The organism is Paraburkholderia caffeinilytica (assembly GCF_003368325.1).
GTDB classification, from domain to species: Bacteria; Pseudomonadota; Gammaproteobacteria; order Burkholderiales; family Burkholderiaceae; genus Paraburkholderia; species Paraburkholderia caffeinilytica.
The window spans coordinates 3,182,456-3,207,450 of sequence record NZ_CP031467.1 but is presented as its reverse complement, the minus strand read 5'-3'; the positions used below and the strand labels follow the sequence as shown (position 1 = coordinate 3,207,450).

Sequence of the window (24,995 nt, the reverse complement as noted above, 5' to 3'; positions counted from 1 at the left end):
CCCATTCACGGACTTTGGATAGGTGCAACGTTATGCCGAAGCGCGTAAAGGGCTGGTCAAAGATTTGAGATGGGGTGTAAAAAACGCGTAAACGGAAAAGGCCGCTCCATCACGAATGGAGCGGCCTTTTGCCAATGGGGTATAGGTTTGCGGTAATGCGCGTTTACGGTAGCAAAATCGTCGAGCCCGTGGTGCGGCGCCCTTCAAGATCCGCGTGCGCCTTCCCGACATCGGCCAGCGCGTAGCGCTGATTGATGCTCGCCTTCACCTTGCCCGACACCAGCACGTCGAAGAGCTCCGTGGACATCGCCTCGTAGTCGCTGCGTTTGGCGATATAGGTGAAGAGCGTCGGGCGCGTAAAGAACAACGAGCCGCGTCCGGCGAATTCCGACGAGTCGATCGGCGGCAACGGCCCCGAGGCATTGCCGAAGCTCACGAACAAGCCGAGCGGCGCGAGGCAGTCGAGCGAGCCTGTAAACGTGTCCTTACCGATCGAGTCGTACACCACCGGCACACCGGCACCGTTGGTGATCTCGCGCACGCGCTTGGTGAAGTTTTCTCGCGTATAGACAACCGCGTGATCGCAGCCGTGAGCTTTGGCGATTTCGGCTTTTTCATCGGAGCTAACCGTGCCGATCACCGTTGCGCCGAGCGCCTTCGCCCACTGGCAAACCAGCAAGCCGACACCGCCGGCCGCGGCCTGAATCAGGATCGTGTCGCCGGCTTTCACCGGATACGTGCGGCGCAGCAGATATTGCGCAGTCAGCCCTTGCAGCATGACGGAGGCCGCCTGCTCGTCGCTCAACGCGTCCGGCACCTTGACGACTTGCGCCGCCGGCAGCACACGCTCCTGCGTGTACGCGCCCGGCGGACGCGCCACGTACGCCACGCGATCGCCCGCTTTGAGACCGGTCACGCCCGTGCCGACCGCCGTCACCTCACCGGCCGCTTCCATGCCGAGGCCACCGGGCAACGGCAGCGGATACAAGCCCGTGCGGAAATACACGTCGATATAGTTCAGGCCAACCGCAGTCTGCCTGATGCGGATCTCGCCCGCACCCGGCTCGCCCACTTCGACGTCCACCCATTTCATGACCTCCGGGCCGCCGGTTTTTTCGAATCGGATTGCTTTGACCATCACGCCTCCTTTGTTTGTGATTTCGTTCGATCCTGCAACACCGCTAAGTCGATCTAGACCTGTTGCGTGAGGCGCAAGGTCAGCACGTCGAGAATCATTCGCGCGGTCGAAATATTGGTGGCGCACGGAATGTTGTGGACGTCGCAAGCACGCACCAGCGCGTTGATATCCGGTTCGTGCGGCTGCGGCGTCATCGGGTCGCGCAGGAAGATCACCATGTCCACCCGCCCTTCCGCGAGCTGCGCGCCGATCTGCAGGTCGCCGCCATGCGGACCGGACAACATGCGCTCGACCGTGAGGCCGTGCGCGTCACCGATACGCGTGCCGGTCGTGCCGGTCGCGATGATGTCGCAGCGCCGGAGCGTATCGACGTATTCGCCGGCCAGTTTGACGATGTCGTCTTTCTTGTGATCGTGCGCGATCAGCGCAATACGGGTGGTCATGACGTAAGACTCCTGAAACCGTTGTGATTGTCGTTGTTGTAGTGAAGAGGATGCTGGTGCGTCGGAACGTGCCCGCTCAGAACGTACCGGGGTAAGCGCCGCCGTCGATCAGCCAGTTCTGGCCGGTGATATAGCCGGCATGCACGCTGCACAGAAACGCACAGGCGCGGCCAAACTCTTCGCGCGTGCCGAACCGGCCGGCGGGAATCGTCTTCATGCGCTGCTTGCGCGCGTCGTCGACGGAAATGTGTTGTGCGTTGGCTTGCGCCGCGAAGGTGGTGGCGATGCGGTCGGTGTCGAACAGGCCCGGCAGCAGGCTGTTGATCGTCACGCCCGCGGAGGCCACCTTGCTGCGCGCCAGTCCCGCAATGAAACCGGTCAGCCCCGAGCGCGCGCCGTTGGACAGGCCGAGCACGTCGATCGGCGCCTTGACCGCCGAGCTCGTGATGTTGACGATGCGCCCAAAGCCGCGCTCGCTCATCCCGTCGATGGTCGCGCGGATCAGCTCGATCGGCGTGAGCATGTTGCTCTCCAGCGCGCGAATCCAGTCTTCGTGCGTGAAGTTACGGAAGTCGCCCGGCGGCGGGCCGCCCGCGTTGTTGACCAGAATGTCCGGCTGCGGACAGGCGGCGAGCGCCGCGGCGCGCCCTTCGGGCGTGGTGATGTCGCACGCCACCGTTTTCACTTCGACGCCGCTCTGCTTGCGAATCTCGGCGGCGGTCGCCTCCAGCGTCTCGGCCGTGCGCGCGACGATGGTCAGGTTGACGCCTTCGGCTGCCAGCGCTTCCGCGCAGCCGCGCCCCAGACCCTTGCTGGCCGCGCAAACCAGCGCGGTGCGCCCTGCGATTCCCATGTCCATGTGCGTATCCTCGTGACGTAGTCGTGGCGCGGGGGATGAGCCCCGCGGTTGCCGATCGTGGCAAAGTTTCCCCGATTCTAGAAGAATCGGTGCCGGACTGCGCCGGGCTGCTGCAATCTCCGGTATCTTCCGGCGCCACTCTTTCGGTAAACTTGCGCCGTGGCGCGTCCGCCAGCCGGTTTCGGCCGTGCGGAGCGCCGAACCGATCCCTCTAGCCGCCGCTTGCGCCCCCGCCATGACCCAGGACAGCCGTTTTCCCAATCTTTTCATCCTCGATCACCCGCTGATCCAGCACAAGCTGTCGCATATGCGCGACCGGGACACCTCGACCCGCACGTTCCGCGAACTGCTGCGCGAGATCACGCTGCTGATGGGCTACGAAATCACCCGCAACCTGCCGATGACCACGCGCCGCCTCACCACGCCGCTGGTCGAGATCGACGCGCCGGTGATCGCCGGCAAGAAACTGGCGATCGTGCCGGTGCTGCGGGCCGGCATCGGCATGTCGGACGGCCTGCTGGAGCTGGTGCCGTCCGCGCGTGTGGGCCACATCGGCGTGTATCGCGCCGAGGACCATCGCCCGGTCGAGTATCTGGTGCGCCTGCCGGACCTGGAAGACCGCGTGTTCATTCTGTGCGATCCGATGGTCGCGACCGGTTACTCCGCCGTCCACGCGGTGGACGTCCTCAAGCGCCGCAACGTGAGCGGCGAGAACATCCTGTTCCTCGCGCTGGTGGCCGCGCCGGAAGGCGTGCAGGTGTTCCAGGACGCGCATCCGGACGTCAAGCTGTACGTGGCGTCGCTCGATTCGCACCTGAACGAGCACGCGTACATCGTGCCGGGTCTCGGCGACGCCGGCGACCGCCTGTTCGGCACGAAAAACTGACAGCGGGCCGAAGAAAGCAACGGGGGCGGCGCGCGCAAGACACCGCCGCTGCCCAATTTCCGTGCAGTTTCCGGCTACGCACCCTCTGCCGCACCCTCGCGGCGTGATAAAATTCGAATCCGCTCAACGAGCGACTCAACTTGCACTGCCACCCGGCACATCGCGCCTTTGCGCGGAGCCTGCCGGGACCGGCGCAGTTGGGGCGCCACTGTGCCGCCCGCTGACCACACCGCCCCGCACCCAACCGCGCTGCCGACCTTCGGTCCCGCTAGCCGGGTCTGGCCGGGCGCGATCAGGCTGAGGCAGGTCCGACACCGGGCGGTCCAACACCGGGCGGTCCGGCGCGAGCGGTTTGACATCGAGGCGCAAGGTCGCAATCAGCAGCGCCGCGCGCCCGACATCGCAACGACAATTGCACAATGCGTGCGCCCCACTGGCGCGCGCGACGGAGAAAAGTATGGCGGGTCATTCGAAATGGGCCAACATCAAGCATAAGAAAGCAGCGGCCGACGCCAAGCGCGGCAAGGTCTGGACGCGGCTCATCAAGGAAATTCAGGTGGCCGCGCGCATGGGCGGCGGCGACATCGACTCGAACCCGCGTCTGCGGCTGGCCGTCGAAAAGGCGTACGACGCCAACATGCCGAAAGATAACGTCAACCGTGCGATCCAGCGCGGCGTGGGCGGTGTGGACGGTGCAAACTACGAAGAAATCCGCTACGAAGGCTACGGCATCGGCGGCGCAGCGGTGATCGTGGATACCATGACCGACAACCGCACCCGCACGGTGGCGGACGTGCGTCACGCGTTCTCGAAGAACGGCGGCAACATGGGCACGGACGGCTCGGTGTCGTTCATGTTCGATCACGTCGGCCAGTTCCTGTTCGCGCCCGGCACGCCGGAAGACAAGCTGATGGAAGCCGCACTCGAAGCCGGCGCCGACGACGTCCTCACGAATGAAGACGGCAGTATCGAGGTGCTGTGCCCGCCGAACGATTTCCCGAAGGTGAAGGCCGCGCTGGAAGCCGCGGGCTTCAAGGCCGAAGTGGCCGAGGTGACGATGAAACCTCAGACGGAAGTCGAATTCACGGGCGACGACGCGGTGAAAATGCAGAAGCTGCTCGACGCGCTGGAAAATCTGGACGACGTGCAGGAAGTCTATACAAACGCCGCGATCGCCGACGAGTGAGCATGCCTCGGCGGTGCCTCGCGCGTGGATCGGCATCGAACCACGCGCCCGCGCCGCCGGTTGGCGCTCGCGTCTGAACATTGCGTTGCTGTTGAACGGGCGTTGGCCGGGCGTTGGTTTGTGCCCGTCCGCACCGCTGCCACCGGGTTCGCCATGTGCCCTGCGCCGCTACCTGGCTGCGGGTCCATTGCAAACCTCGCTGTTATTCCACGGCTGAGCGTGATGCTTCGGCCGTTTATGGTTTTTAAGTCTCGGGGATTCACATGAAGTTACTCGTCGTCGGTTCCGGCGGTCGCGAACATGCGCTCGCATGGAAGCTCGCGCAATCGCCGCGGGTCCAGCTTGTCTACGTTGCGCCCGGCAATGGCGGCACCGCCCAGGACGAGCGTCTGCGCAACATCGACATCACCGATCCGGCCGAGCTCGCCGATTTCGTCGAGAAAGAGCAGATCGCTTTCACGCTGGTCGGACCGGAAGGCCCACTGGCCGCGGGCATCGTCAATCTGTTCCGCTCACGCGGTCTGAAGATTTTCGGGCCGAGCAAGGAAGCCGCGCAGCTCGAGAGCTCGAAAGATTTCGCCAAGGCGTTCATGAAGCGCCACGCCATCCCGACCGCCGAATACGAAACCTTCGCCGACGTCGCCGCCGCGCACGCGTATCTGGACGCCAAGGGCGCGCCGATCGTGATCAAGGCCGACGGCCTCGCCGCCGGCAAGGGCGTCGTGGTCGCGCAAACGCTGGAAGAAGCGCACGCCGCGGTCGACATGATGCTGTCGGACAACAAGCTGGGCGATGCCGGCGCGCGGGTCGTGATCGAGGAATTCCTCGCCGGCGAAGAAGCCAGCTTCATCGTCATGGTGGACGGCAAGCACGTGCTGGCGCTCGCTTCGAGCCAGGATCACAAGCGCCTGCTCGACGCGGACCAGGGGCCAAACACCGGCGGCATGGGCGCCTATTCGCCCGCGCCGATCGTCACGCCGCAACTGCATGCGCGCGTGATGCGCGAAATCATCCAGCCGACCGTGCGCGGCATGGAGAAAGAAGGCATCCGCTTCACCGGCTTTCTGTACGCCGGCCTGATGATCGACGCGCAAGGCAATCCGAAGACGCTCGAATTCAACTGCCGCATGGGCGACCCGGAGACGCAGCCGATCATGGCGCGCCTGAAGGGCGACTTTTCGAAGGTGGTCGAACAGGCCATCGCCGGCACGCTCGATACGATCGAACTCGAATGGGACCGCCGCACGGCGCTTGGCGTGGTGCTCGCCGCGCACAACTATCCGGACACGCCGCGCAAGGGTGACCGGATCAGCGATATCCCGGCCGAAAACGGCGATTCGGTCACGTTCCACGCCGGCACCACGCTGACGGACGGCAAGCTGACCACCTCGGGCGGCCGCGTGCTGTGCGTGGTCGGCCTGGCGGATTCGGTACGCAGCGCGCAATCGGTCGCGTATGAAACGATCAACCAGATCTCGTTCGACGGCATGCAATATCGCCGCGACATCGGCTACCGCGCATTGAACCGCAAGCACGACGCCAAGACCGAAGGCAAGCACTAAGCCCGCCCCACTCGCCCGCGTGCGGCGCCAACGGCGCTACACTGCGGGTTTTCGCGGCCGTCGCGGCGCCCACCGCTCCATGTGGGCGCACCGCGGTCGATCGGCCTTCCACCCGGCGCCAACAACCGTAGCGTCACGCCTTCGCGGGACTATCCCGACGAAGTCCCGGTGGCTGCCTTTCACGAAGAACCCGCGGCACGACGAGCGCGCCGCCCTCAGCATCTGCACTCATGACCGATTCGAGCTATGACGCACAGGCCGTGCGCAGCTGGCTGCAAGGCCTGCAAACGCATATCGCGGACACGCTCGGCGCGTTCGACGGTAAGCCGTTCGCGACCGACACATGGCAGCGCGCCCCCGGCGAAAAGCTGCGCGGTGGCGGCTGCACGCGGATTCTGGAAGGCGGCAACTTCTTCGAGCGGGCCGGCATCGGCTTTTCGGACGTGGCAGGCGACACGTTGCCGGGTTCGGCGAGCGCCGCGCGCCCGCAACTGGCCGGCCGTGGTTTCGAAGCCATGGGTGTCTCGCTCGTGCTGCACCCGCACAATCCGCACTGCCCGACCGTGCATATGAACGTGCGTCTGCTGATCGCGACCAAGGCCGGCGAGGAGCCGGTGTTCTGGTTCGGCGGCGGCATGGATCTGACGCCGTACTACGGCTACGAGGAAGACGCCCAGCATTTTCATCGTGTGTGCCGCGACGCGCTGCAGCCTTATGGCGCCGACCTTTACCCGAGTTTCAAGCGCTGGTGCGACGAGTACTTCTTCCTCAAGCACCGCAACGAACCGCGTGGCATCGGCGGGATTTTCTTCGACGATTTCTCGGCGCCGGGCTTCGATCAATCGTTCGCGATGCTGAAAAGCGTCGGCGAAGGATTCCTCAAAGCGTATCTGCCGATCATCGAAAAGCGCCGCAACATTCCGTACGGCGAAGCCGAGCGGGACTTCCAGGCATACCGGCGCGGCCGCTACGTCGAGTTCAATCTGGTCTTCGACCGTGGCACACTGTTTGGGCTGCAGAGCGGCGGACGCACCGAATCGATTCTGATGTCGATGCCGCCTGTGGTGAACTGGCGCTACAACTGGCAGCCCGAACCGGGCACGCCGGAAGCGCGCCTCTACAGCGATTTTCTCGTGCCACGCGAGTGGGTGTGAGGCTTGAAGCCCGCACCGCACGCCCCGTGACCACGACAAAGGATCTTCACCTGAAGCCGAACGCTCATCCTGTCGCCCTGCCTCGCCGGATCGGACTGCTCGGCGGCACTTTCGATCCGATCCACGACGGCCACCTCGCGCTCGCGCGGCGTTTCGCCGAGGTGCTGAACCTGACCGAGCTGGTGCTGCTGCCGGCCGGCCAGCCGTGGCAGAAAACGGACGTGTCGGCGGCTGTTCACAGGCTGGCCATGACCCGCGCCGCCGCCACTGCGTTGGTGCTGCCGGGCGTGAACGTGCGGGTGGCGACCGACGAGATCGAACACGACGGTCCGACCTACACGATCAACACGCTGCAGTTATGGCGTGAACGCGAAGGTCCGGATGCGTCGATTGCGCTTCTGATCGGCGCGGATCAACTGGTGCATCTCGACACATGGCGCGACTGGCGGCGCCTGTTCGAGTTCGCGCACATCTGCGCGGCCACGCGCCCCGGTTTCGATCTCGCATCGATTCCACCCGTGGTCGCGAAGGAAATCGCCGCGCGCCGTGCCCGTGCCGACGTTCTGCAAGCCACGCCCTGCGGCCACTTGCTGATCGATACGACGCTTGCGTTCAACGTCTCGGCCACCGACATTCGCGCGCATCTGCGCGAACAGGTGAACCAGCGGCTTGCCCTCGCGGGCAGCGAACCGCAAGACAAGAGCCAGACCCAGGCCGCAAGCCATGTCCCCACTGCGGTGTGGGACTATATTCTTCAACATCATCTGTACCACCGGTAACCCCATGGATATTCGCAAACTGCAACGCGTGATCGTCGACGCTCTCGAAGACGTCAAAGCGCAAGACATCAAGGTGTTCAACACCAGCCACCTGACCGCGCTGTTCGATCGCGTGATCGTCGCCTCCGGCACCTCGAACCGCCAGACCAAGGCACTCGCTTCGAGCGTGCGCGAGAGCGTCAAGGAAAACGGCGGCGACATCGTCAGCACCGAGGGCGAGGACATCGGCGAATGGGTGCTGGTCGATTGCGGCGACGCGATCGTGCACATCCTGCAACCGGCACTGCGCCAGTACTACAACCTCGAAGAAATCTGGGGTGACAAGCCGGTGCGCCTGAAGCTGGCGACGCCGGATCCGTTCGGCGGCGCGCGCGCGAGCGAACCCGACGACGAGGACGAAGAGGACGACGCGCCGGCTGCCAAGAAGCCCGCACGCAAAACGCCGGTGCGCCGCAAGTAAGCACGTGGCCGGCAAACCGCTCGAGCCTGCGACGCAGGGTCAGCGATTGCAGCGCTTGCGCCCCCGACTACATCCGTCATGAAACTGCACATCCTCGCCGTCGGCCACAAGATGCCTGACTGGATCGCCACCGGCTTCGACGAATACGCGAAGCGCATGCCGCCCGAACTGCGCATCGAGCTGCGTGAAATCAAGCCCGAGCAGCGTTCATCGGGACGGCCGGCCGAAAGCGTGATGGCGGCCGAGCGGCAGAAAATCGAAGCCGCGTTGCCGAAGAATGCGCGCATCGTGGCGCTCGATGAACGCGGCAAGGATTGGACCACCATGCAGCTCGCCGGCGCGCTGCCCGGCTGGCAGCAGGACGGCCGCGACGTGGCGTTTCTGATCGGCGGCGCCGACGGGCTCGATCCCGATCTGAAAGCGCGCGCCGATATGCTGCTGCGTGTCTCCAGCCTGACGCTGCCGCACGCCATGGTCCGCGTGCTGCTCGCCGAGCAGCTTTACCGCGCGTGGACCATCACGCAAAATCACCCCTATCACCGCGTGTGAGCGAACGAGGCCGCTGACCGACCGCCCGTTTTGGGTCTCGTTGTCTGCGCCGATTGATGCGTTTGTAGACGTGTTCGCAGACGCGCTTATTGACGTATATATCGGCATGCTCATCGACGCGTTTTTTGTTGCGCCTTATGTTGCACTTTTTGTTGCACCCTTTCGCACGCCGATCGACGCTTGACTGACAAGCGCAACAAGCGCATCGCGCGCTCCTCGCGCAGTGACGCAACCCGCCTCATCGAGACCTGTTCATGCCAACGCCAGCTGCTTCGCTGCATCCATTCGTGTACCTTGCGTCCCAGAGTCCACGCCGTCAGGAGCTGTTGCAACAGCTCGGCGTGCGCTTCGAATTGCTGCTGCCGCGTCCCGATGAAGATGCCGAAGCGCTCGAAGCCGAGCTACCCGGTGAGCGCGCGCGCGATTATGTGCAGCGCGTGTGCATCGCCAAGGCGCACGCTGCGCGCGTGCGTCTCGTGGCAGGTGGGCATGCCGCACGGCCGATCCTGGTGGCCGACACAACCGTCACGATCGACGACGCGATCCTCGGCAAGCCCGTCGACACCGACGATGCCGTCGCGATGCTCACGCGCCTCGCGGGCCGCGATCACGAAGTGTTGACGGCGGTCGCGGTGGTCGACGCGGAAGGCACGGTGCTGCCGGCCGCGCTGTCGGTATCGAAGGTGCGTTTTGCTGCACTGCAAGCGGACGCCGTACGCCGCTATGCCGCGAGCGGCGAGCCGCTCGGCAAGGCGGGCGCGTATGGCGTGCAGGGACGCGCCGCCGAGTTTATCGAGCATATCGACGGGTCCTATTCAGGTATCATGGGTTTGCCGCTTTTTGAAACCGCTGCCCTCCTGCGCGCAGCGCGCATCGACTTCTAAAATAACACCATGAATGAAGAAATCCTGATCAATGTCACGCCGCAGGAAACGCGCGTCGCGCTCGTCCAGCAAGGCGCCGTCCAGGAACTTCACGTCGAACGAACGCTGTCGCGAGGACGCGTCGGCAATGTCTATCTCGGCAAAGTCGTCCGCGTGTTGCCGGGCATGCAATCCGCCTTTATCGACATCGGCCTGGAGCGCGCGGCGTTCCTGCACGTAGCGGATATCTGGCATCCGCGCATTGCCGGCGAGCCGCAACATCAAACGCCGCATCAGCCGATTGAAAAAATCGTCTTCGAAGGTCAGACGCTGATGGTGCAGGTCGTGAAGGATCCGATCGGCACCAAGGGCGCAAGGCTATCCACGCAGGTGAGCATCGCCGGGCGCACGCTTGTGTATCTGCCGCAGGAGCCGCACATCGGCATCTCGCAGAAGATCGAGAGCGAAGCCGAACGCGAGGCCGTGCGTGCGCGGTTGACCGCCGTGCTGCCCGCGGACGAAAAAGGCGGCTACATCGTCCGCACCATCGCCGAAGATGCGACGAGCGAAGAGTTGGCCGGAGACGTCGCGTATCTGCGCAAGACGTGGGCGACGATCATCTCGCAAGGTCAGCGCATGCCGCCGACCAGCCTGCTGTATCAGGACCTGAATCTCGCACAACGCGTGCTGCGCGATTTCGTGAATGACGAGACCTCGCGCATCCAGGTCGACTCGCGCGAGACCTATCAGATGCTCGCCGACTTCGCGGCGGAGTTCACGCCGGCGGTGTCGTCGAAGCTGCATCACTACACCGGCGAGCGGCCGCTCTTCGATCTGTACAACATCGAGGCGGAAATCCAGCGCGCATTGTCACGCCGCGTCGATCTGAAGTCGGGCGGCTATCTGGTGATCGACCAGACCGAAGCGATGACCACCATCGACGTGAACACCGGCGGCTACGTCGGCGCACGCAACTTCGACGATACGATCTTCAAGACCAACCTCGAAGCCGCGCACACCATCGCGCGGCAATTGCGGCTGCGCAATCTGGGGGGCGTGATCATCATCGACTTCATCGATATGGAGAACGTCGAGCATCGCGATCAGGTGCTCGGCGAATTGAAGAAGGCGTTGTCGCGCGATCGCACGCGCGTGACCGTGAATGGCTTCTCGCAGCTTGGGCTCGTGGAGATGACACGCAAGCGCACGCGTGAATCGTTGGCGCATGTGCTGTGCGAACCCTGCCCGGTTTGTCAGGGCAAGGGCCAGGTGAAGACGCCGCGCACGGTGTGCTACGACGTGCTGCGCGAGATTCTGCGCGAGTCGCGGCAGTTCAATCCGCGCGAGTTTCGCGTGGTGGCGTCGCAGCAGGTGATCGATCTTTTCCTGGAGGAAGAATCGCAGCATCTGGCGATGCTGATCGATTTCATCGGCAAGCCGGTGTCGCTGCAGGTGGAGTCGAATTTGAGCCAGGAGCAGTACGATATCGTGCTGATGTAGCGCGGCGATACGCTCCGTGGCGCCTCGTAGCTCACCTGATCGAAGCCTCTCAGCTCAATGATTTGACCGCCTTCCACTCGCGAGACTTCTTGAAGGAGTCTCGCGACGCTCATCCAGCTTCCGGGTATTGAGCACACCGCCCGAGCCGCCGCTGGAGCCGCCGGCAAAGCCGCTCCCCCGATATCTGCCGTTCAAAGGTCCACCTGATCCACAAAAGCAGCCGCTCGTCGACCTTGCTTGAGTCAGTGAAGCAGTCCGCACGCCACTTCGAAGCCGGCAGTAGTGGCCGCTGATCGTCAGGTGTTGACGTCGTTACTCACGCCTTTCTGCTAAAAGCGCCTGCCGCTCGAACAACCCCGGATTTCCGCTCCCAAATCTCTCCCGGCCCTCAATTTCCTCGTTGACGCCGTTCGAACCATGCGCGTATAACCATCCCATTGGATGTTATCTGGATGGCACTGGGATGCTAGGCGACCACCAATCGGGATAGAAATGGCCAACCTCAAGCTCGTCGACACCTCCCGCCCCAAAGGCGGCGAGACCGAAAAGATCACCATCAACCTCGGCCCGGTCGACCTGGGCCAGATCGACTTGCTCGTCGAAGAGGGTTTTTACTCGAACCGCACCGACCTGATCCGTACGGCGATTCGCAACCAGCTCGCCAACCACGCGCAGGTCGTCACGGAAACGGTGACCCGGCGCGCGATGGTGCTCGGCCTGCAGCACTTCTCCCGGCGAGACCTCGAAACCGCTCAAGCCGCGAACGAGCGACTGGACATTCACGTGCTCGGCCTCGCCAGCATCGCAGGCGATGTGCCGCCGGAACTTGCGGCGGCCACGATCGCATCGGTGACGGTGCTCGGCGCGTTTCACGCGTCGCCCGCAGTCAAGGCGGCGCTCGCCGGACGCATCAGGTAACCGCGCCTGGCGTGGCTGATCCCATGGTCGAGCACGCGGTTGAACCCGTGGTCGAACACGGTCAGATGCGCAAAGCTCATCGCCTGACCCCGCCACGCTCAATGCAAGTCAACCTTGTAGCCCTCGATCATGAAAATAAATGAAGATTTCCTGAAGTCGATGAAAGAAGCCTTCGAGCTGCTGCGCACGAAGGGGCCGAAGGAAGCGACCGCCGCGGTCCAGCGCGCGCTCGCGGGCGGCAAGGACAACGCAGGCAAGGCGCACACTCCGCCCATGCCACAGAGCGTCAACGAATGGGCACAAGCCTGGACGCAGGCCCAATCACATGCCAACGCCACATCCAGCGCCCCGTCAGAGCACACTTTCGACGCCGACACACCCGGCACCTTCAGCACCCACACCTTCAGCAACAGCGCCGGCCAACGCCAATACAAGCTCTACATACCCGCCGTCTACCAGAGCGACCCGTTGCCGCTAATCGTGATGCTGCACGGCTGCACGCAAAATGCCGACGACTTCGCGGCCGGCACGCGCATGAACGAAATGGCCGAGCGTCGTGGCTTCATCGTCGTGTATCCGAATCAGTCGCAAGCAGCCAATCATTCGACCTGCTGGAACTGGTTCAAGCCTGCCGACCAGCAGCGCGATCAGGGTGAACCGTCGTTGATCGCGGGCATCACACGCGAGGTGATGGCGCGCTATCGCGTCGATCCGGCAAGGGTGTACGTGGCGGGTCTGTCGGCAGGCGGCGCCATGGCGGACATCATGCTGAAGACGTCGCCCGATCTGTACGCGGCGGCCTGCGTGCATTCCGGCCTCGCCTACGGAAGTGCGAAGGATCTGCCTTCGGCGCTCGCCGCGATGAAGGGCGGCAAAGCGCATCGCAGCCACCCGCGCGTCGAACCGCAGCGCCCGCTCATCGTGTTTCATGGCGATGCGGACACGACGGTGCATCCCTCGAACGCCACAGCGCTCGTAGCAGGCTTCGACTCAGGCGTTACAACAGTCGCGACACCCAGCACGTCCTCGCACGCAGCAGGCCCAGCGAGCGGCAAGCGCGGTTGCACGGTGCAACGACTCGTCGCGGCGAACGGCATCGAAGCGGAGGTCTGGTCGATTCATGGCGCGGGCCACGCATGGGCAGGCGGTAGTCAGCGCGGCACGTACGCGGACCCAGCCGGCCCCGATGCAACGGTCGAAATGCTGCGCTTCTTCCTCGCCCATCCGCGCGTATCCGGTATGGGCGGCACGGCGATCCCGCACGCTAACGAAGCTGCACAATGAGTTTCGCGTCGTCACGCGAACAGACGAAAAGGCGCCAATCGGCGCCTTGCTCTTTTCCACATTGCTGGAAGGAAGACACGCGTCGTGCAGGAGGTGCGACGCGCTACGACAACCGAAAGACGGCGACTTCAAGTTGACAGCGTGACAGCCGCCATTCGACCAGATCGTCAACCGGTGCCCAAAGGCTTCAGCAAATTGCGCAGCGCCGCGATGGTGATGGGTCGCGAGAACCAGAATCCTTGCGCTTCGTCGCAGCCGAGCGCTTCCAGTTGCGCGGCCTGTTCGGCCGTCTCCACACCTTCAGCGGTCACCCGCAGCTTCAACGCATGGGCCATGGCGATAATCGCGCCGACGAGCGCCTCGCACTGCGGATCGGTACTCATGCGCATCACAAAAGAGCGATCGATCTTGATGCGATTGAGTGGAAAGCGCGTGAGATAGGCGAGACTCGAATAGCCGGTGCCGAAATCATCCACGGCGACTTCAACGCCCAATTCGCGCAATGCATGGAGCGTCTGCAATGCCTGCTCGGTGTCGCCCAGCAGCACGCCCTCGGTGATTTCCACCTCGAGATACGAAGGGTCGAGCGAGGCATCTTCGAGTGCTTCGCGGATCGTCTCGAACAGATTGTGCCGTTGGAACTGTTGCGGCGATACGTTCACCGCGACTCGCGGCAAGGTACCGGTGAGCCGCAGCAGTTTGCCGGCGTCGCGGCACGCGGTACGAATCACCCACTCGCCGATCTGCTCGATCAGGCCCGACTCTTCGGCGACCGGCACGAACTCGACCGGGCTGATCAACCCACGCTGCGGATGATTCCAGCGCAGCAGCGTTTCCACTTGCGCGATGCGGCCATCGGAAAGCGTCACCTGCGGCTGATAGACGAGATGCAATTGCTGACGCTCGAGCGCTTCGCGCAGCATCGTCTGCAATTCGAAACGGCGCGCCGCCTGGCCTTCGAGCGCCGTGGAGAAGCGCCGCACCGCATTGCCGTTCACCGCCGACGCGGCCGACAGCGCCACGCCCGCGCGGCGCATCAGCGTCGGCGCATCGGCGCCGTCGGCGGGATATGCGACGACGCCGATACTCGCGGTGATGTTCAGCGCGGTGCCCGCGTAGTCGATCGATTCAGCGATGCGGCCCAGTGCCTCGGCCGCGAAAGTATCGGCCGCCGCGCCGGTTTCGTTGATCAGCAACGCGAATTGCGTGCCACCGATCGAGGCGATCGTACCGTCGTTCGGGAACAGGCCGCGCAGCCGTTCGCCGACGATCTGCAACACCAGTTCGGCCGCATGCAAACCGAGCGCATCGCGCAGTTTGCGCAAATGGTCGAGTTCGGCGATCAGCACGGTAAAGCCATGGCCGCTGCGCTGGCAGCGCGCGATGGTCAGCTCGAGGCGTTCGGTGAAAAGCGTCTGATTCGGCAGCCGGGTCACGCCGTCGTGATGCGAGACGTACCACAAGCGCGCCTCGGACTGCGCGTAGCGCGTCATGTCGATGGCGATGCCGACATAGCGGGCGGATCCCGTGGCTGCACCGCCGGAATGCGCCGGCTCGGCGGCGAGCGGTGCCAGCGCGAACACCACGCGAATCGGGGTGCCGTTGCGCCGCACATAGGTCCATTCGCCTTCATAGCGCGAGCCTGGCGCCGACAGCGGCGGCAGCGGCCACAATTCGGCGCGCCGCTTCGCGAGTTCGGCCGGGTCGTGCAAGCACTCAAAGCTGCGCCGGCCGATCAATTCTTCGGCGGCAAAGCCGGTCAGCTTTTCGAAAGCCGCGTTGACCGAGTCGAACGTGCCGTCGGCGGTGCAGATGAACATGCCGTAGGGCGCCGCCGCAAGCACGGCGTCGCGTGTGCGCGCTTCGGCGTAGGGGTGAGCTTGCATCGCGCCGGCCTTTGAGTTTCCTGGGTATTAAAAACGAATGAGGAAAGCGGGTGAGCTTGTTTCCTGACGCGCACCGCGCAACCGGCAAACCCGGCGGTTTCGGTCCGATCCGCCGGGTAACGTGCGTATGATAGCGGCTTTCCTGGCCGGGTCCACCGCACCGGCCGCACACCTCTCGCGACAATCGTTTCCCCCGGTGTATTCCCCGATTCCGGCAGCGATACACCCGTCATCGCGCACACCATAAAGCGCACGCTATTGCCGGGATACGCCGCGCCTCATGACTCAATGCGCACCGGCCTTCGACGCCTTGGCACAGGGCTCCGACGGATTGACGACCGTTATATCCGCCGATATATTTTGCTCGCGATCCTTCGATAAAAATCCGCCGCCCCACTGCATGGATCCGCACGAAACAGGGTCCCGTCGTTCATGTCCAAGGAAATCATCGATTCGCACCTTCTCAAGGTGCTGCACACGCTGCTCACCGAATCGAGCGTGTCGCGCACGGCAACGTTGCTCGGACAATCGCAGCCGACCGTCAGCGTGGCGCTGCGCAAACTGCGCGACATGACCGGCGATCCGCTGCTGGTACGCAGCGGCAGCCGGATGGTCCTCACCGCGCACGCACTCACGCTGATCGAACCCACGGCGCAGGCGCTGAACAATATCGCGGCCATTCTGCATCCCACCACGTCGTTCGATCCGGCCACCACGAACCAGACCTTCCGGATCGGCTCGCCGGATTATCTCGATGCGTTCTTCGTCCCGGCCGTGGTCGACGCGTTTCATCGCGAAGCACCCGGTGCGAAGCTCGAGTTCAGGCATCTGATGATGGTGGACGGCGGCTACGAACACGGCCTGGAAGGCGGCTTTCTCGATCTGGTGATCGGCAACTGGCGCACGCCACCGGAGCATCTGCATCTGCAGCCGCTGTGCAAGGACGAACTGGTGTGCCTGATGCGCAACGGCCATCCCATCAAGCCGGGGCGGCTTAGCAAGCCCGTCTACGAAGAAGCGGAACACCTGGCGGTGATGACCTACAACACGACGTCGTGGGGCACGGTCGATATCGAACTCGCCCGCAACGGCCTGTCGCGCACCGTCACCACGACGCTGCCGTATTTCGGCATGGCGCCCTACGTGCTGGCGCGCTCCAATCTGCTGTTCACCACCACCCGCGCGCTCGCGACGCACTACACCAAACTGCTGCCGCTACGTATCGAGCCGATTCCCGGCGAGCCGCAGGCCCTCACCTACTATCAACTCTGGCACGACCGCACGCATCGCAGTGTTGCCGCGATCTGGCTGCGCAGGCTGATCGCCAACGTCGCCAAAGATCTGGCTTCCTAAGCATTCTCCAGCACCACGCACCTCCTTCAGGCGGATAAAAAAACGCCGCAAGCAAAGCTTGCGGCGCGAATGCGATCATCGGATGCGTTGCAGGTGACAGGCCCTTAAAACACCGTGCGATCACAAAGTGAGGTCGGTCAGACGGAAGATTGTTATGGGTTAGCTGGCGGCCCCTTCTGCCATGGCCTTGAGCAGCGCGGCCTTGCCATCGATCGCCGCACCGAGCAAGGCGAAGCCCAACGGACGCTCGCTGCCGGCATGCCGGCACACGGCGCGCGCCGCGTGTTTCGCCGCGTCGCCGGCGGTTTCGATCGACCATGCGCCTTCGCCTTCGGGCGTCACGACGACGGCGGGACTCGCAGGCGTCTTCACGGTAATCGGCATCACCGGAAAGGCGACGCGCGTCGGCTGCCCGGCGAGGGTGCGCGCGAGCGCCCGCGCGGCGTGCATGATCGGCAGGACGTACGGCTGCACTTTGCCGTCGATCGCGGCGCAATCGCCGAGTGCATAGATATCCGGCGCACTGGTGCGGCACCATGCATCGGTGCGGATGCCCTGATCGATCTCAAGACCCGCGGCGGCCGCAAGCGCCGTGCGCGGCACGAGACCAACCGCCGACACGACCAGATCCGCGACGATCGGCTCGCCTTCGGCGAACGTCAGCCGATAACCGTCCGATAAACGATCGATACGATCCACACTGCGGCCAGGATGAAAACGGATGCCGCCCTCATCCAACGCGCGGGCGAAAATCTCGCCCACGTCTTGCGGGAGCAAGCGCGCCAGCGGCGTCGAAGCAGGATCGATCAGACTGACCGTATAACCGGCGGCCGCCAGATCGTTGGCGAACTCGCAGCCGATCAGACCCGCGCCCAGAATCGCCACCGAGCGGCAGCGCGTGAGCGCCAACCTGAAACGCGCGTAATCGCCGAGGTCGTTGATCGACATCACGTCGGCCGCGCCATCGCCCGCCACCTTCAGGCGTCGCGGGTCCGCGCCCGTGGCCAGCACCAGCTTGCCGTAGCCGAGCAACGCATTGTCGACAAGCAGCGTGCGCTCGGCCGGCACAATGCGCTCCACTCGCTGATTGACACGAATCCATGCGCCCAGCTGCGCGGCCATCGCCATGGCGTCGAAACTCGCCAACGTCTGCGGCTCTTTCTTCATCGCCAGCGCATTCGACAACATCGGCTTCGAATAGAAGCTGCCGTCGTCGCGGCTGATCAACACGATCGGCACCGTGCTGTCGAGCTTGCGCAATTCGCGCGCGACCGTGTAGCCCGCCATGCCGGTGCCGACGATCACGACCGGCTGCCCGTTGTCCTGATGCTGAGCGTCCGTCATGCGACCACCTGCATTTCAAAGTCGTGTTTGCCGGTCGCGCAGTCCGGGCACAACCAGTCGTCCGGCACGTCTTCCCAGCGCGTGCCCGGCGCGATGCCCGCTTCCGGCAGACCCAGTGCTTCGTCATAGCGAAAGCCGCAGATCACGCATTCCCATACTTTCATGGCTTCTCTCCCAAATCACCCATCACGAACCCGCAGTACGAACTAGCGCACATACGCCTGGCCCAGGCCGATCTCGGCCAACGCCCGACGGTAGGCACCCGACGAACGGTCGGCAAGAATCGGCGCTTCCGCCGCGCGGTCGATCGGCAAATCTTCCGGGCGTTGCTGTTCGACGATCGCGCGATCTTCTTCGAACACCTGACGATTGAACGCGTAGACATCCTCGAGCGGCAAATCCTTATCGAAGTTGCGCACGATCGGCACGAACAGGCGAGTCTTGCGCGCGGACACCGGGCTCGCGGCATTCAGAATCGACAGGCGGCCGTTATCGGGAAAGTGGACGGTCAGGCGCGCAAAGAACGGCACATCCACGTCGAAGAAGCGATGCCAGAGATAACCCTCAGGCGCGCGATGCTGCATCGACTTCGGGAAGTTGCTGACCGTGCTCACGTACTCCGCATGCATGCCGCGTTCGCGCCGTTCCACCGAATACTGCGGCACCACCGGGTTGTGCCGGTCGGCGAAGCTGTCGTGGTGAATCCACGCAAAATGCGCGACGTCGATGAAGCCTTCAGTCTGACGTCCCGCCGAAGCGTTGATGTCGATCGAGGGCGGCAGGATCTGCTGGAAGTCCGGATCGTCCCAGTTGGGAAACGCGGGCAACGCTTCAGTGCCGCCACCTAGCGACACCCACACGAGGCCGTAAGCTTCCTGCGTCGCATACGTGACGAGATGCAGGCGCTCGGGAATCGGACCGTCAGTTTGCGACGGAATGTGCTTGCACTTGCCGTCGCTGCCGTACGCGAGGCCGTGATACGGGCACACGATGCCGCCGTTATCGACCCATCCCTGGCTGAGCGGCGCGCCGCGATGCGGACAGATGTCGCGCGCGCTCACCAGTTGACCATTCGAGCGGAACACGACCAAAGGCTCGTCGAGCAGCGTCACGCTGATGGGTTTGTCGGTCACGTCGGCGGCGAACGCCACCGGATGCCAGTAGCGGCTGAGAATCTCCCAGTCGTGGCTATCGAAGGTGCAATTGCGGGGTAAAGCGGGGGAACGTTGGAATGTCAGCGGCGCAGCGGTGGCAGTAACGGCGGCAGTAGCAGTGGCGGAACTCATGCATGTCTCCAAAACCTGGTGGGGGTTCGTCGCGCTGTCTTGAGCGCGTGGAGAGAACGATAGCGGGATGAGGTCCGCCGACCCATCCCCTGAAGTGCATCTAGTCTATGTACGAAAAAGCATAGGGTCGCGCCGCACAGCGGGATCGTTTCGTTCCGGAACGCCTACGATACGCGCGGCAGCGCGGCTTCGATAAACACCGCGCACAGCGCTTCCATCCCCTTCGCGTCTTCCGCGTCGAAACGTGCGACGACCGGGCTGTCGACATCCCACACGCCGATCAGCGTGCCGTCCGGCGCGACGAGCGGCACGACGATTTCCGATTGCGATGCCGAATCGCAGGCGATATGGCCGGGAAATTCATGCACGTCACGCACCACTTGCGTCTGACGGGTTTGCGCAGCCGTGCCGCACACACCCTTGCCGAGCGCGATGCGGACGCAGGCAGGCTTGCCCTGAAAGGGCCCAACCACCAGTTCGCGGCCGTCGTGGAAGTAGAAACCGGCCCAATTCAGATCGCTCAGCGAATGAAATACGAACGCCGAGAAATTCGCGGCGTTGGCGACCCAGTCGGTTTCGTCGGCGAGCAGCGCGCGCGCCTGGGCGACCAGTTCTTCGTAGTGCGCGGCTTTGGGGAGATGCGAGGCGGAGGAGACTTCGAACATGACAGCGTCCGTAATGAAAGCGGAAAGAGGAACCGCGAGGCGTGCAGTGTAAATCAAGCCGCCATTTCCTTCACGCCGCGCCGCGCCGCGCATGCCGCCCTCTTTCCGCCCGATCCACGCGCGGCCGGATGGCGTTGTCCAGACTCCAAGCCTGTGGCCAACGCCATGCGTCGATCGTCATTCGACGCCGATGATCACGCTCGATGCCTTGAAGATCGCCGTCGCAGCCTTACCGCTCGCGAGGGCGAGGCGGTCGACGCTATCGTTGGTGATGATCGCGGCGATCCGCGCGCCGCCCGCGCTGATGGTCACTTCCGAATTCACCGCGCCCCGGGTGACCGCCGAGACCGTACCGGCGATGCAATTGCGTGCCGACACCTGGTTCTCCGCCACGTCGACCATCACGATCACCGACGACGCCTTGACCAGCGCGAAAGCCTTCTTGCCGGCAGCGAGGCCGAGCGACGTCGCGCTGCCGTGCGTGATGATCGCGACGATCTCGAGCCCGTCCTGGGTGCGCAACGTGACTTCGTCGTTCACGGCGCCATGTTTGACTTCGGCGACTTCGCCGGCGAATTGATTGCGTGCGCTGGTTTGCATGATGTTCTCCTGGTTGTGGCGCCTCGTGAAAAACGCTTCGAGGCGATGTGTCGAGTGTAAGGAAACGCCCGGCCCGTGCGGCCGCTTGCGTGTGAAGTGCGGTATGGCACTGCCGCTATTGACGATTCGAAACTCAATGAAAACACATAAGCGTTGTGTAAATACACTCATAACGCCGTGAGGGCCCAGCGCCGGTGATCGCCTTCGTGTCGCCCTCATGTCGTGAGACGTGGCGCTAGCGCCGGCTAGGTGCGTGTAAGCGCCAGAAAGCCCACTCGCTCGTTCCACGTCAGTGCACTACGCATCCGCTGCCCGGGGCGTTGCGCGACACCGTATCATCGTGCCCTTGGACCATCACCGTCGAACTCCATGCCTGTCGCCGTCATGCCCCGCTTTGCAGCACGCTTTGTCACACGCCTGGCCGCCCGACTGCCGCACGCCCGCCGTGCCGCCACGCTATGCGCCGCCCTCGCGGCTGCCGCTACCTTCGCCGCCTGCAGCAATCCGCCGCCGACCCGCGATGCCCGCGCGAGCGTCGATACGGTCGCGCTGTTCCCAATCGCCAATTACGACCAGAACGTCGACCACTGGCTCGAACCGGACAGCCCCGCCTACGACCAGCCGTTCCTGCGTCCCGCGGATCAGCAGGCGCACTTCAGCGCCCTCTACGCGCGCTATTTCGGCACCGGCACGACCGCGCAGTCGCCGTGGAACGCCGCTTACGTGGCGATGCGCGTCTATCGCCAGCACGGCGCGGACATCGTCGCGCTGCAGCAACGCCGCATCGACAAGTTCGACAACACCGGCAAGAGCGGCGCGGCAATCGGCTACGGCGAGAATTTCCGGCCGCACGACAAGGCGTGGATCGACGCCATCGCGCAAAACATGGAGGTCGCCCAGTTCACGCAGGAGGCCGTCTACAAGCCCGAACGCCGCGCGATCGCCACCAGCAACCTGATGGTGCGCGAACTGCCCACCACGGACCCGTCGTTCTACGATCGTCACCTCGCCGGCGAAGGCTATCCGTTCGACAACCTGCAGATTTCAGCCGTGCGTCCCGGCACGCCGCTGTATGTGCTGGGCAGCAGTGTCGACGGCGCGTGGCGCTACGTGCAGACACCCGACGTGCAAGGCTGGGTGCGCAGCGACGGTGTCGGCCTGACCGGCGACAGCTTCGTCGACACGTGGCGCGCCGCCACCGCGAAGTCGTTGGGCGCCGTGACAGTCGCCTCGGCGCCGGTGCGCGACAGCCGCGGCGTGTTCCGCTTCGACGCGCCGGCCGGCACGTTGCTGCCGCTCGCGCCGGACAACGCCACACGGCCCGCACCACCGGCAAATCAACCCGCGAGCGACGCCGCCGACGCCCCCGCCTCCCGCAAACTCCTGGTCCCGGCCCGAGATGTGGACGGCCAGGCGATCATCCGCACCGCCCGGCTGAGCGATGCGCAGATCGCTCCGATGCCGCTCGCCGCCACCCCGCGGCATCTCGCGATGCTGATGAAGACGCTGATCGGGCGGCCGTACGGCTGGGGCAATAGTGGCCTGTACAACGACTGTTCGTCGGAACTGCAAAGCATCTTCGCGACGTTCGGCGTGTGGCTGCCGCGCCATTCGTCGACGCAGATGAGCGCGGGACGCATGATCGATCTGTCCGCGTCGACACCCGCGCAACGGCTCGATTACCTGGCCCAGCATGGCGAACCGTTGCGCACGCTGATCTACATCGGCGGGCATGTGATGCTGTACATCGGCAACACGACCCGCAACGGCGTCGCGGTGCCGGTGGTCTACCAGGACGTGTGGGGCCTGCGTCCGGGCGACAACAGCCGGCGCGCGGTGATCGGCGGCTCGGTGATCCTGCCGCTGTTCGAACACATTCCGGAAGACGCGACGCTGCAATCGCTCGCGGCGACCCCGACGTTCCAGATCAGCATCCTCGGCGCGCCGGGCGGTGGCGCGGCGACGCCGTCAGCACCTTCCACACCCGCCGCGCCAACGGACGACGACAATCCGGCCGGTTGAAGCAACAACGGATGCCGATCCCGGCCGGTTGAGCCTGCGCGGCGCCACCCCCGCGCCGCAGTCCCACGCCCATGCCCACGTTTATGCCCATGTCCACGCAGACGTCTGCGTCCATGCCCACGCCGACGTCCCCCTCCCTGTCCATTCCCACGCCCGCATCCACGCCGCACGGGCGCGCTTGAAAAATATTTTTTCCGGAGTGTCGATTCGACCGTGATGCACTCGTCGTAACGTTGAAGGCCTGGCTCACGCAGCCGGTCTTTCAACTCACGAACCTGTTACTTCAAGGAGACGCCGTCATGTCCAGCACCGCTGTCAAACCGATCCCGGACGGGATGCACTCGCTCACCCCGTATCTGATTTGCGCCAACGCCGCGGACGCCATCGCCTTCTACACCAAGGCTTTCAACGCCGTCGAGCAATACCGTCTGCCCGGGCCGGGCGGCAAAGTGATGCACGCCTCCCTGAAGATCGGCGACTCCGTGCTGATGCTGACCGACGAATGGCCCGATCACAACGCGCTGGGCCCGAACGCGCTGAAAGGCACGCCGGTCACGATTCACTACTACGTGGAAGACGTCGACGCCAGTTTCAAGCAGGCCGTCGAGGCTGGCGCAACCGTCGTCATGCCGCTTGCCGACATGTTCTGGGGCGACCGCTACGGCCAGGTGAAGGACCCGTTCGGCCACAGCTGGTCGCTCGCCACGCACAAGCGCGACCTGACCCCGGAACAGATTCAGGAAGGCATGCAGGGCGCGGGATGCGGCGCGCAATAAGCCGCAGACGCCAGCCATGACGAGGAGGTCGTACGCCGGAAATCGCGCCATGCCTGTGGTTCGAGCGTCACCCGGAAGAAGCCGCCCGTTTTCATACGGGCGGCTTCCATGGAACCATCAGACTACGGGACCGCGGCCCGTCGATCTTTGATAGGATCGGTCTCGACCCATAAACGGCGGGACATGAACGGTGCGCGTCAACCATCAGGCTTTCTTCTGCTCGCTGTTTGTCGCGCGTCTCGCCGACCAGGTCCTGCTGTTCCTCGTTCCGCTCGTCGTGTTTCAGACGACGCGCCAGGTCTCGTGGTCAGGTCTTGCGTTCTTTGTCGAAACCCTGCCGCGTTACCTGGTATTCCCCTTCTTCGGCGCCTTGTGCGACCGCATCTCGCCGCTCAAGCTGATGCGGGTGAGCCAGACCGTGCGGGCGCTGGTGTGTTTTGGCGGCGTGCTGGCGTATGCGCTGGTTGGCGGCATCGGCTGGCTGATTGCACTGTCGGCATTGTGCGGCGTGCTCACGAGCCAGGGGCTGGTCGCACGCGAAGTCATGCTGCCGCAGATCTTCAGCACGCAGCAGTTCCAGCGTGTGCTCGCCTACTCGCAGTTGGCCGACCAGCTGGGTTTCGTACTCGGCCCGATGCTGGCCGCACTACTGCTCGGCGTGTGGCGTTGGGAGTGGGTGGTCGGCGCAACCGGCATGCTGTTTCTGCTTGCCGATGCGGCGCTGCTGCTGTGGCAACGCACCAGCGGTTTCCGCGCCGGCGATCCACCGCCCGCTGCCTCGAGTCACTGGACGATGCCCCTGCGCATCGCGCTGCGCCATGTGCTGGTGCTACCCGGTCTGAAGAAAATCGTCCTGCTCGCCGCCGCCGAAAATCTGGTGATCGGTGTGACGCTCGCGACATCCGCTGCGATGGTGACCGGTTTTCACGCGCAATCGAACCGCTACTATGCCGGCCTGCAAACCGCCGGCGCCGTGGCCACGGTACTGATTCTTTTGACGATCGCACGTAACGCCTGGCCTGCACCGACGCTCGGCCGGGCCGCGTTCATTTCAATCTGTGCCGGCGGCGTGATCGCCGGCGCGAGTGCGGCGCCCTGGGGCTATGCATTCGGCTTCCTGCTGATTGTCGGCTTCGACAAGATGTTCAATGTCTATATCCGCAGCGCACGGCAGAAAATCATCCCGCCCGAGGACTACGGCAAGACAACCGGCGTGGTGATCCTGTTGAACAACATGACGCAACCGCTCGCCGGTTTGCTGGTCGGCGTGTTTTCGGCCCGGGCGCAAACCGGCTTGCTGATCGTGGTTCTCTCGGCGGCGATGGGTTGCGTCGGCGTGGCGGTGTCGATCGGCTCGGCGCTGTTGCGGCGCAAGCGCGCGCTCGTGCTCGGAGAATGACGCCTACAAACGCCTCGACGGCCGAAAATGCCTGGGCTTTGCGCCGCCGGCGCCACAAAGCCGCCGCCGAAGGCGAATGGATG

The 24,995-nt window shown here is 64.2% G+C and carries 24 protein-coding genes; 15 read left to right on the top strand and 9 right to left on the bottom strand.

Annotation, left to right across the window (positions count from 1 at the left end; all coding sequences use genetic code 11):
- Positions 1-163: 163 nt before the first annotated feature.
- The 3 genes from DSC91_RS30625 to DSC91_RS30615 all read right to left on the bottom strand — a co-directional run bounded on the left by DSC91_RS30625 (position 164) and on the right by DSC91_RS30615 (position 2,440).
- A complete protein-coding gene (locus tag DSC91_RS30625) occupies positions 164-1,138 on the bottom strand; it encodes a quinone oxidoreductase family protein (protein ID WP_115782285.1) in 975 nt (324 codons plus the stop codon).
- A 53-nt stretch (positions 1,139-1,191) separates the two neighbouring features.
- Positions 1,192-1,581, bottom strand: a complete 390-nt coding sequence (locus DSC91_RS30620) for a methylglyoxal synthase (protein WP_115782284.1) — start codon at positions 1,579-1,581, stop codon at positions 1,192-1,194.
- A gap of 76 nt (positions 1,582-1,657) precedes the next feature.
- On the bottom strand, positions 1,658-2,440 hold the full coding sequence (locus DSC91_RS30615; protein WP_115782283.1) for an SDR family oxidoreductase: 783 nt from the start codon (positions 2,438-2,440) through the stop codon (positions 1,658-1,660).
- Positions 2,441-2,675: 235 nt separating this feature from the next.
- Here DSC91_RS30615 and upp point away from each other — a divergent pair, with 235 nt between their 5' ends.
- The 11 genes from upp (at position 2,676) to DSC91_RS30560 (ending at position 13,581) form a co-directional block, all read left to right on the top strand.
- Positions 2,676-3,326 (top strand): uracil phosphoribosyltransferase, encoded by a 651-nt coding sequence (gene upp, locus DSC91_RS30610; protein WP_115782282.1) that lies wholly within the window; start codon positions 2,676-2,678, stop codon positions 3,324-3,326.
- 457 nt (positions 3,327-3,783) lie between these two features.
- The gene (locus tag DSC91_RS30605) at positions 3,784-4,512 is read left to right on the top strand and encodes a YebC/PmpR family DNA-binding transcriptional regulator (protein ID WP_115782281.1); all 729 of its coding nucleotides are present in this window, start codon (positions 3,784-3,786) and stop codon (positions 4,510-4,512) included.
- Positions 4,513-4,775: 263 nt separating this feature from the next.
- Positions 4,776-6,074 carry a phosphoribosylamine--glycine ligase gene (gene purD, locus DSC91_RS30600; protein WP_115782280.1) on the top strand — a complete coding sequence of 433 codons (1,299 nt, stop codon included), beginning with the start codon at positions 4,776-4,778 and terminating at the stop codon, positions 6,072-6,074.
- Between the two features lie 230 nt (positions 6,075-6,304).
- Positions 6,305-7,228 carry an oxygen-dependent coproporphyrinogen oxidase gene (hemF, locus tag DSC91_RS30595; RefSeq protein WP_115782279.1) on the top strand — a complete coding sequence of 308 codons (924 nt, stop codon included), beginning with the start codon at positions 6,305-6,307 and terminating at the stop codon, positions 7,226-7,228.
- A 26-nt stretch (positions 7,229-7,254) separates the two neighbouring features.
- Positions 7,255-8,007 (top strand): nicotinate-nucleotide adenylyltransferase, encoded by a 753-nt coding sequence (locus tag DSC91_RS30590; protein WP_115782278.1) that lies wholly within the window; start codon positions 7,255-7,257, stop codon positions 8,005-8,007.
- Positions 8,008-8,011: 4 nt separating this feature from the next.
- The gene (rsfS, locus tag DSC91_RS30585) at positions 8,012-8,467 is read left to right on the top strand and encodes a ribosome silencing factor (RefSeq protein WP_115782277.1); all 456 of its coding nucleotides are present in this window, start codon (positions 8,012-8,014) and stop codon (positions 8,465-8,467) included.
- Between the two features lie 78 nt (positions 8,468-8,545).
- On the top strand, positions 8,546-9,016 hold the full coding sequence (gene rlmH, locus DSC91_RS30580; protein ID WP_093639533.1) for a 23S rRNA (pseudouridine(1915)-N(3))-methyltransferase RlmH: 471 nt from the start codon (positions 8,546-8,548) through the stop codon (positions 9,014-9,016).
- Positions 9,017-9,270: 254 nt separating this feature from the next.
- Positions 9,271-9,900: a Maf family protein gene (locus DSC91_RS30575; RefSeq protein ID WP_115782276.1), complete on the top strand. Its 630-nt coding sequence runs from the start codon at positions 9,271-9,273 to the stop codon at positions 9,898-9,900.
- A gap of 9 nt (positions 9,901-9,909) precedes the next feature.
- Positions 9,910-11,379 carry a ribonuclease G gene (gene rng, locus DSC91_RS30570; RefSeq protein WP_115782275.1) on the top strand — a complete coding sequence of 490 codons (1,470 nt, stop codon included), beginning with the start codon at positions 9,910-9,912 and terminating at the stop codon, positions 11,377-11,379.
- Positions 11,380-11,871: 492 nt separating this feature from the next.
- Positions 11,872-12,297 carry a CopG family transcriptional regulator gene (locus DSC91_RS30565; RefSeq protein WP_115782274.1) on the top strand — a complete coding sequence of 142 codons (426 nt, stop codon included), beginning with the start codon at positions 11,872-11,874 and terminating at the stop codon, positions 12,295-12,297.
- A 129-nt stretch (positions 12,298-12,426) separates the two neighbouring features.
- Positions 12,427-13,581, top strand: a complete 1,155-nt coding sequence (locus tag DSC91_RS30560; protein ID WP_115782273.1) for an extracellular catalytic domain type 1 short-chain-length polyhydroxyalkanoate depolymerase — start codon at positions 12,427-12,429, stop codon at positions 13,579-13,581.
- A 167-nt stretch (positions 13,582-13,748) separates the two neighbouring features.
- On the opposite strand, the gene DSC91_RS30555 is transcribed toward DSC91_RS30560, so the two are convergent.
- The gene (locus tag DSC91_RS30555) at positions 13,749-15,467 is read right to left on the bottom strand and encodes a putative bifunctional diguanylate cyclase/phosphodiesterase (RefSeq protein ID WP_115782272.1); all 1,719 of its coding nucleotides are present in this window, start codon (positions 15,465-15,467) and stop codon (positions 13,749-13,751) included.
- A 432-nt stretch (positions 15,468-15,899) separates the two neighbouring features.
- Here DSC91_RS30555 and DSC91_RS30550 point away from each other — a divergent pair, with 432 nt between their 5' ends.
- Positions 15,900-16,820, top strand: coding sequence for a LysR family transcriptional regulator (locus DSC91_RS30550; protein ID WP_115782271.1), 921 nt, complete (start codon positions 15,900-15,902; stop codon positions 16,818-16,820).
- Between the two features lie 159 nt (positions 16,821-16,979).
- Here DSC91_RS30550 and DSC91_RS30545 read toward each other — a convergent pair whose 3' ends face one another.
- From DSC91_RS30545 to DSC91_RS30525, 5 genes are all read right to left on the bottom strand, one after another.
- Complete coding sequence (locus tag DSC91_RS30545) at positions 16,980-18,164, bottom strand: NAD(P)/FAD-dependent oxidoreductase (RefSeq protein ID WP_115782270.1); 1,185 nt, start codon at positions 18,162-18,164, stop codon at positions 16,980-16,982.
- Positions 18,161-18,328 (bottom strand): rubredoxin, encoded by a 168-nt coding sequence (locus DSC91_RS30540; RefSeq protein ID WP_115782269.1) that lies wholly within the window; start codon positions 18,326-18,328, stop codon positions 18,161-18,163. Before DSC91_RS30540 ends, DSC91_RS30545 begins: the two co-directional genes overlap by 4 nt.
- 42 nt (positions 18,329-18,370) lie before the next feature.
- Positions 18,371-19,450 carry an aromatic ring-hydroxylating oxygenase subunit alpha gene (locus DSC91_RS30535; RefSeq protein WP_115782268.1) on the bottom strand — a complete coding sequence of 360 codons (1,080 nt, stop codon included), beginning with the start codon at positions 19,448-19,450 and terminating at the stop codon, positions 18,371-18,373.
- Positions 19,451-19,614: 164 nt separating this feature from the next.
- Positions 19,615-20,115, bottom strand: coding sequence for a GAF domain-containing protein (locus DSC91_RS30530; protein ID WP_115783564.1), 501 nt, complete (start codon positions 20,113-20,115; stop codon positions 19,615-19,617).
- A 177-nt stretch (positions 20,116-20,292) separates the two neighbouring features.
- The gene (locus DSC91_RS30525) at positions 20,293-20,715 is read right to left on the bottom strand and encodes a TOBE domain-containing protein (protein ID WP_115782267.1); all 423 of its coding nucleotides are present in this window, start codon (positions 20,713-20,715) and stop codon (positions 20,293-20,295) included.
- A 384-nt stretch (positions 20,716-21,099) separates the two neighbouring features.
- On the opposite strand from DSC91_RS30525, the gene DSC91_RS30520 reads away from it, so the two are divergent.
- The 3 genes from DSC91_RS30520 to DSC91_RS30505 all read left to right on the top strand — a co-directional run bounded on the left by DSC91_RS30520 (position 21,100) and on the right by DSC91_RS30505 (position 24,912).
- Entirely contained in the window at positions 21,100-22,737 is a 1,638-nt protein-coding gene (locus DSC91_RS30520; RefSeq protein ID WP_244218029.1) for an SH3 domain-containing C40 family peptidase, read from the top strand.
- A gap of 299 nt (positions 22,738-23,036) precedes the next feature.
- Positions 23,037-23,513 (top strand): VOC family protein, encoded by a 477-nt coding sequence (locus tag DSC91_RS30510; protein WP_115782265.1) that lies wholly within the window; start codon positions 23,037-23,039, stop codon positions 23,511-23,513.
- Between the two features lie 190 nt (positions 23,514-23,703).
- Positions 23,704-24,912, top strand: coding sequence for an MFS transporter (locus DSC91_RS30505; RefSeq protein ID WP_115782264.1), 1,209 nt, complete (start codon positions 23,704-23,706; stop codon positions 24,910-24,912).
- Positions 24,913-24,995 lie beyond the last annotated feature (83 nt).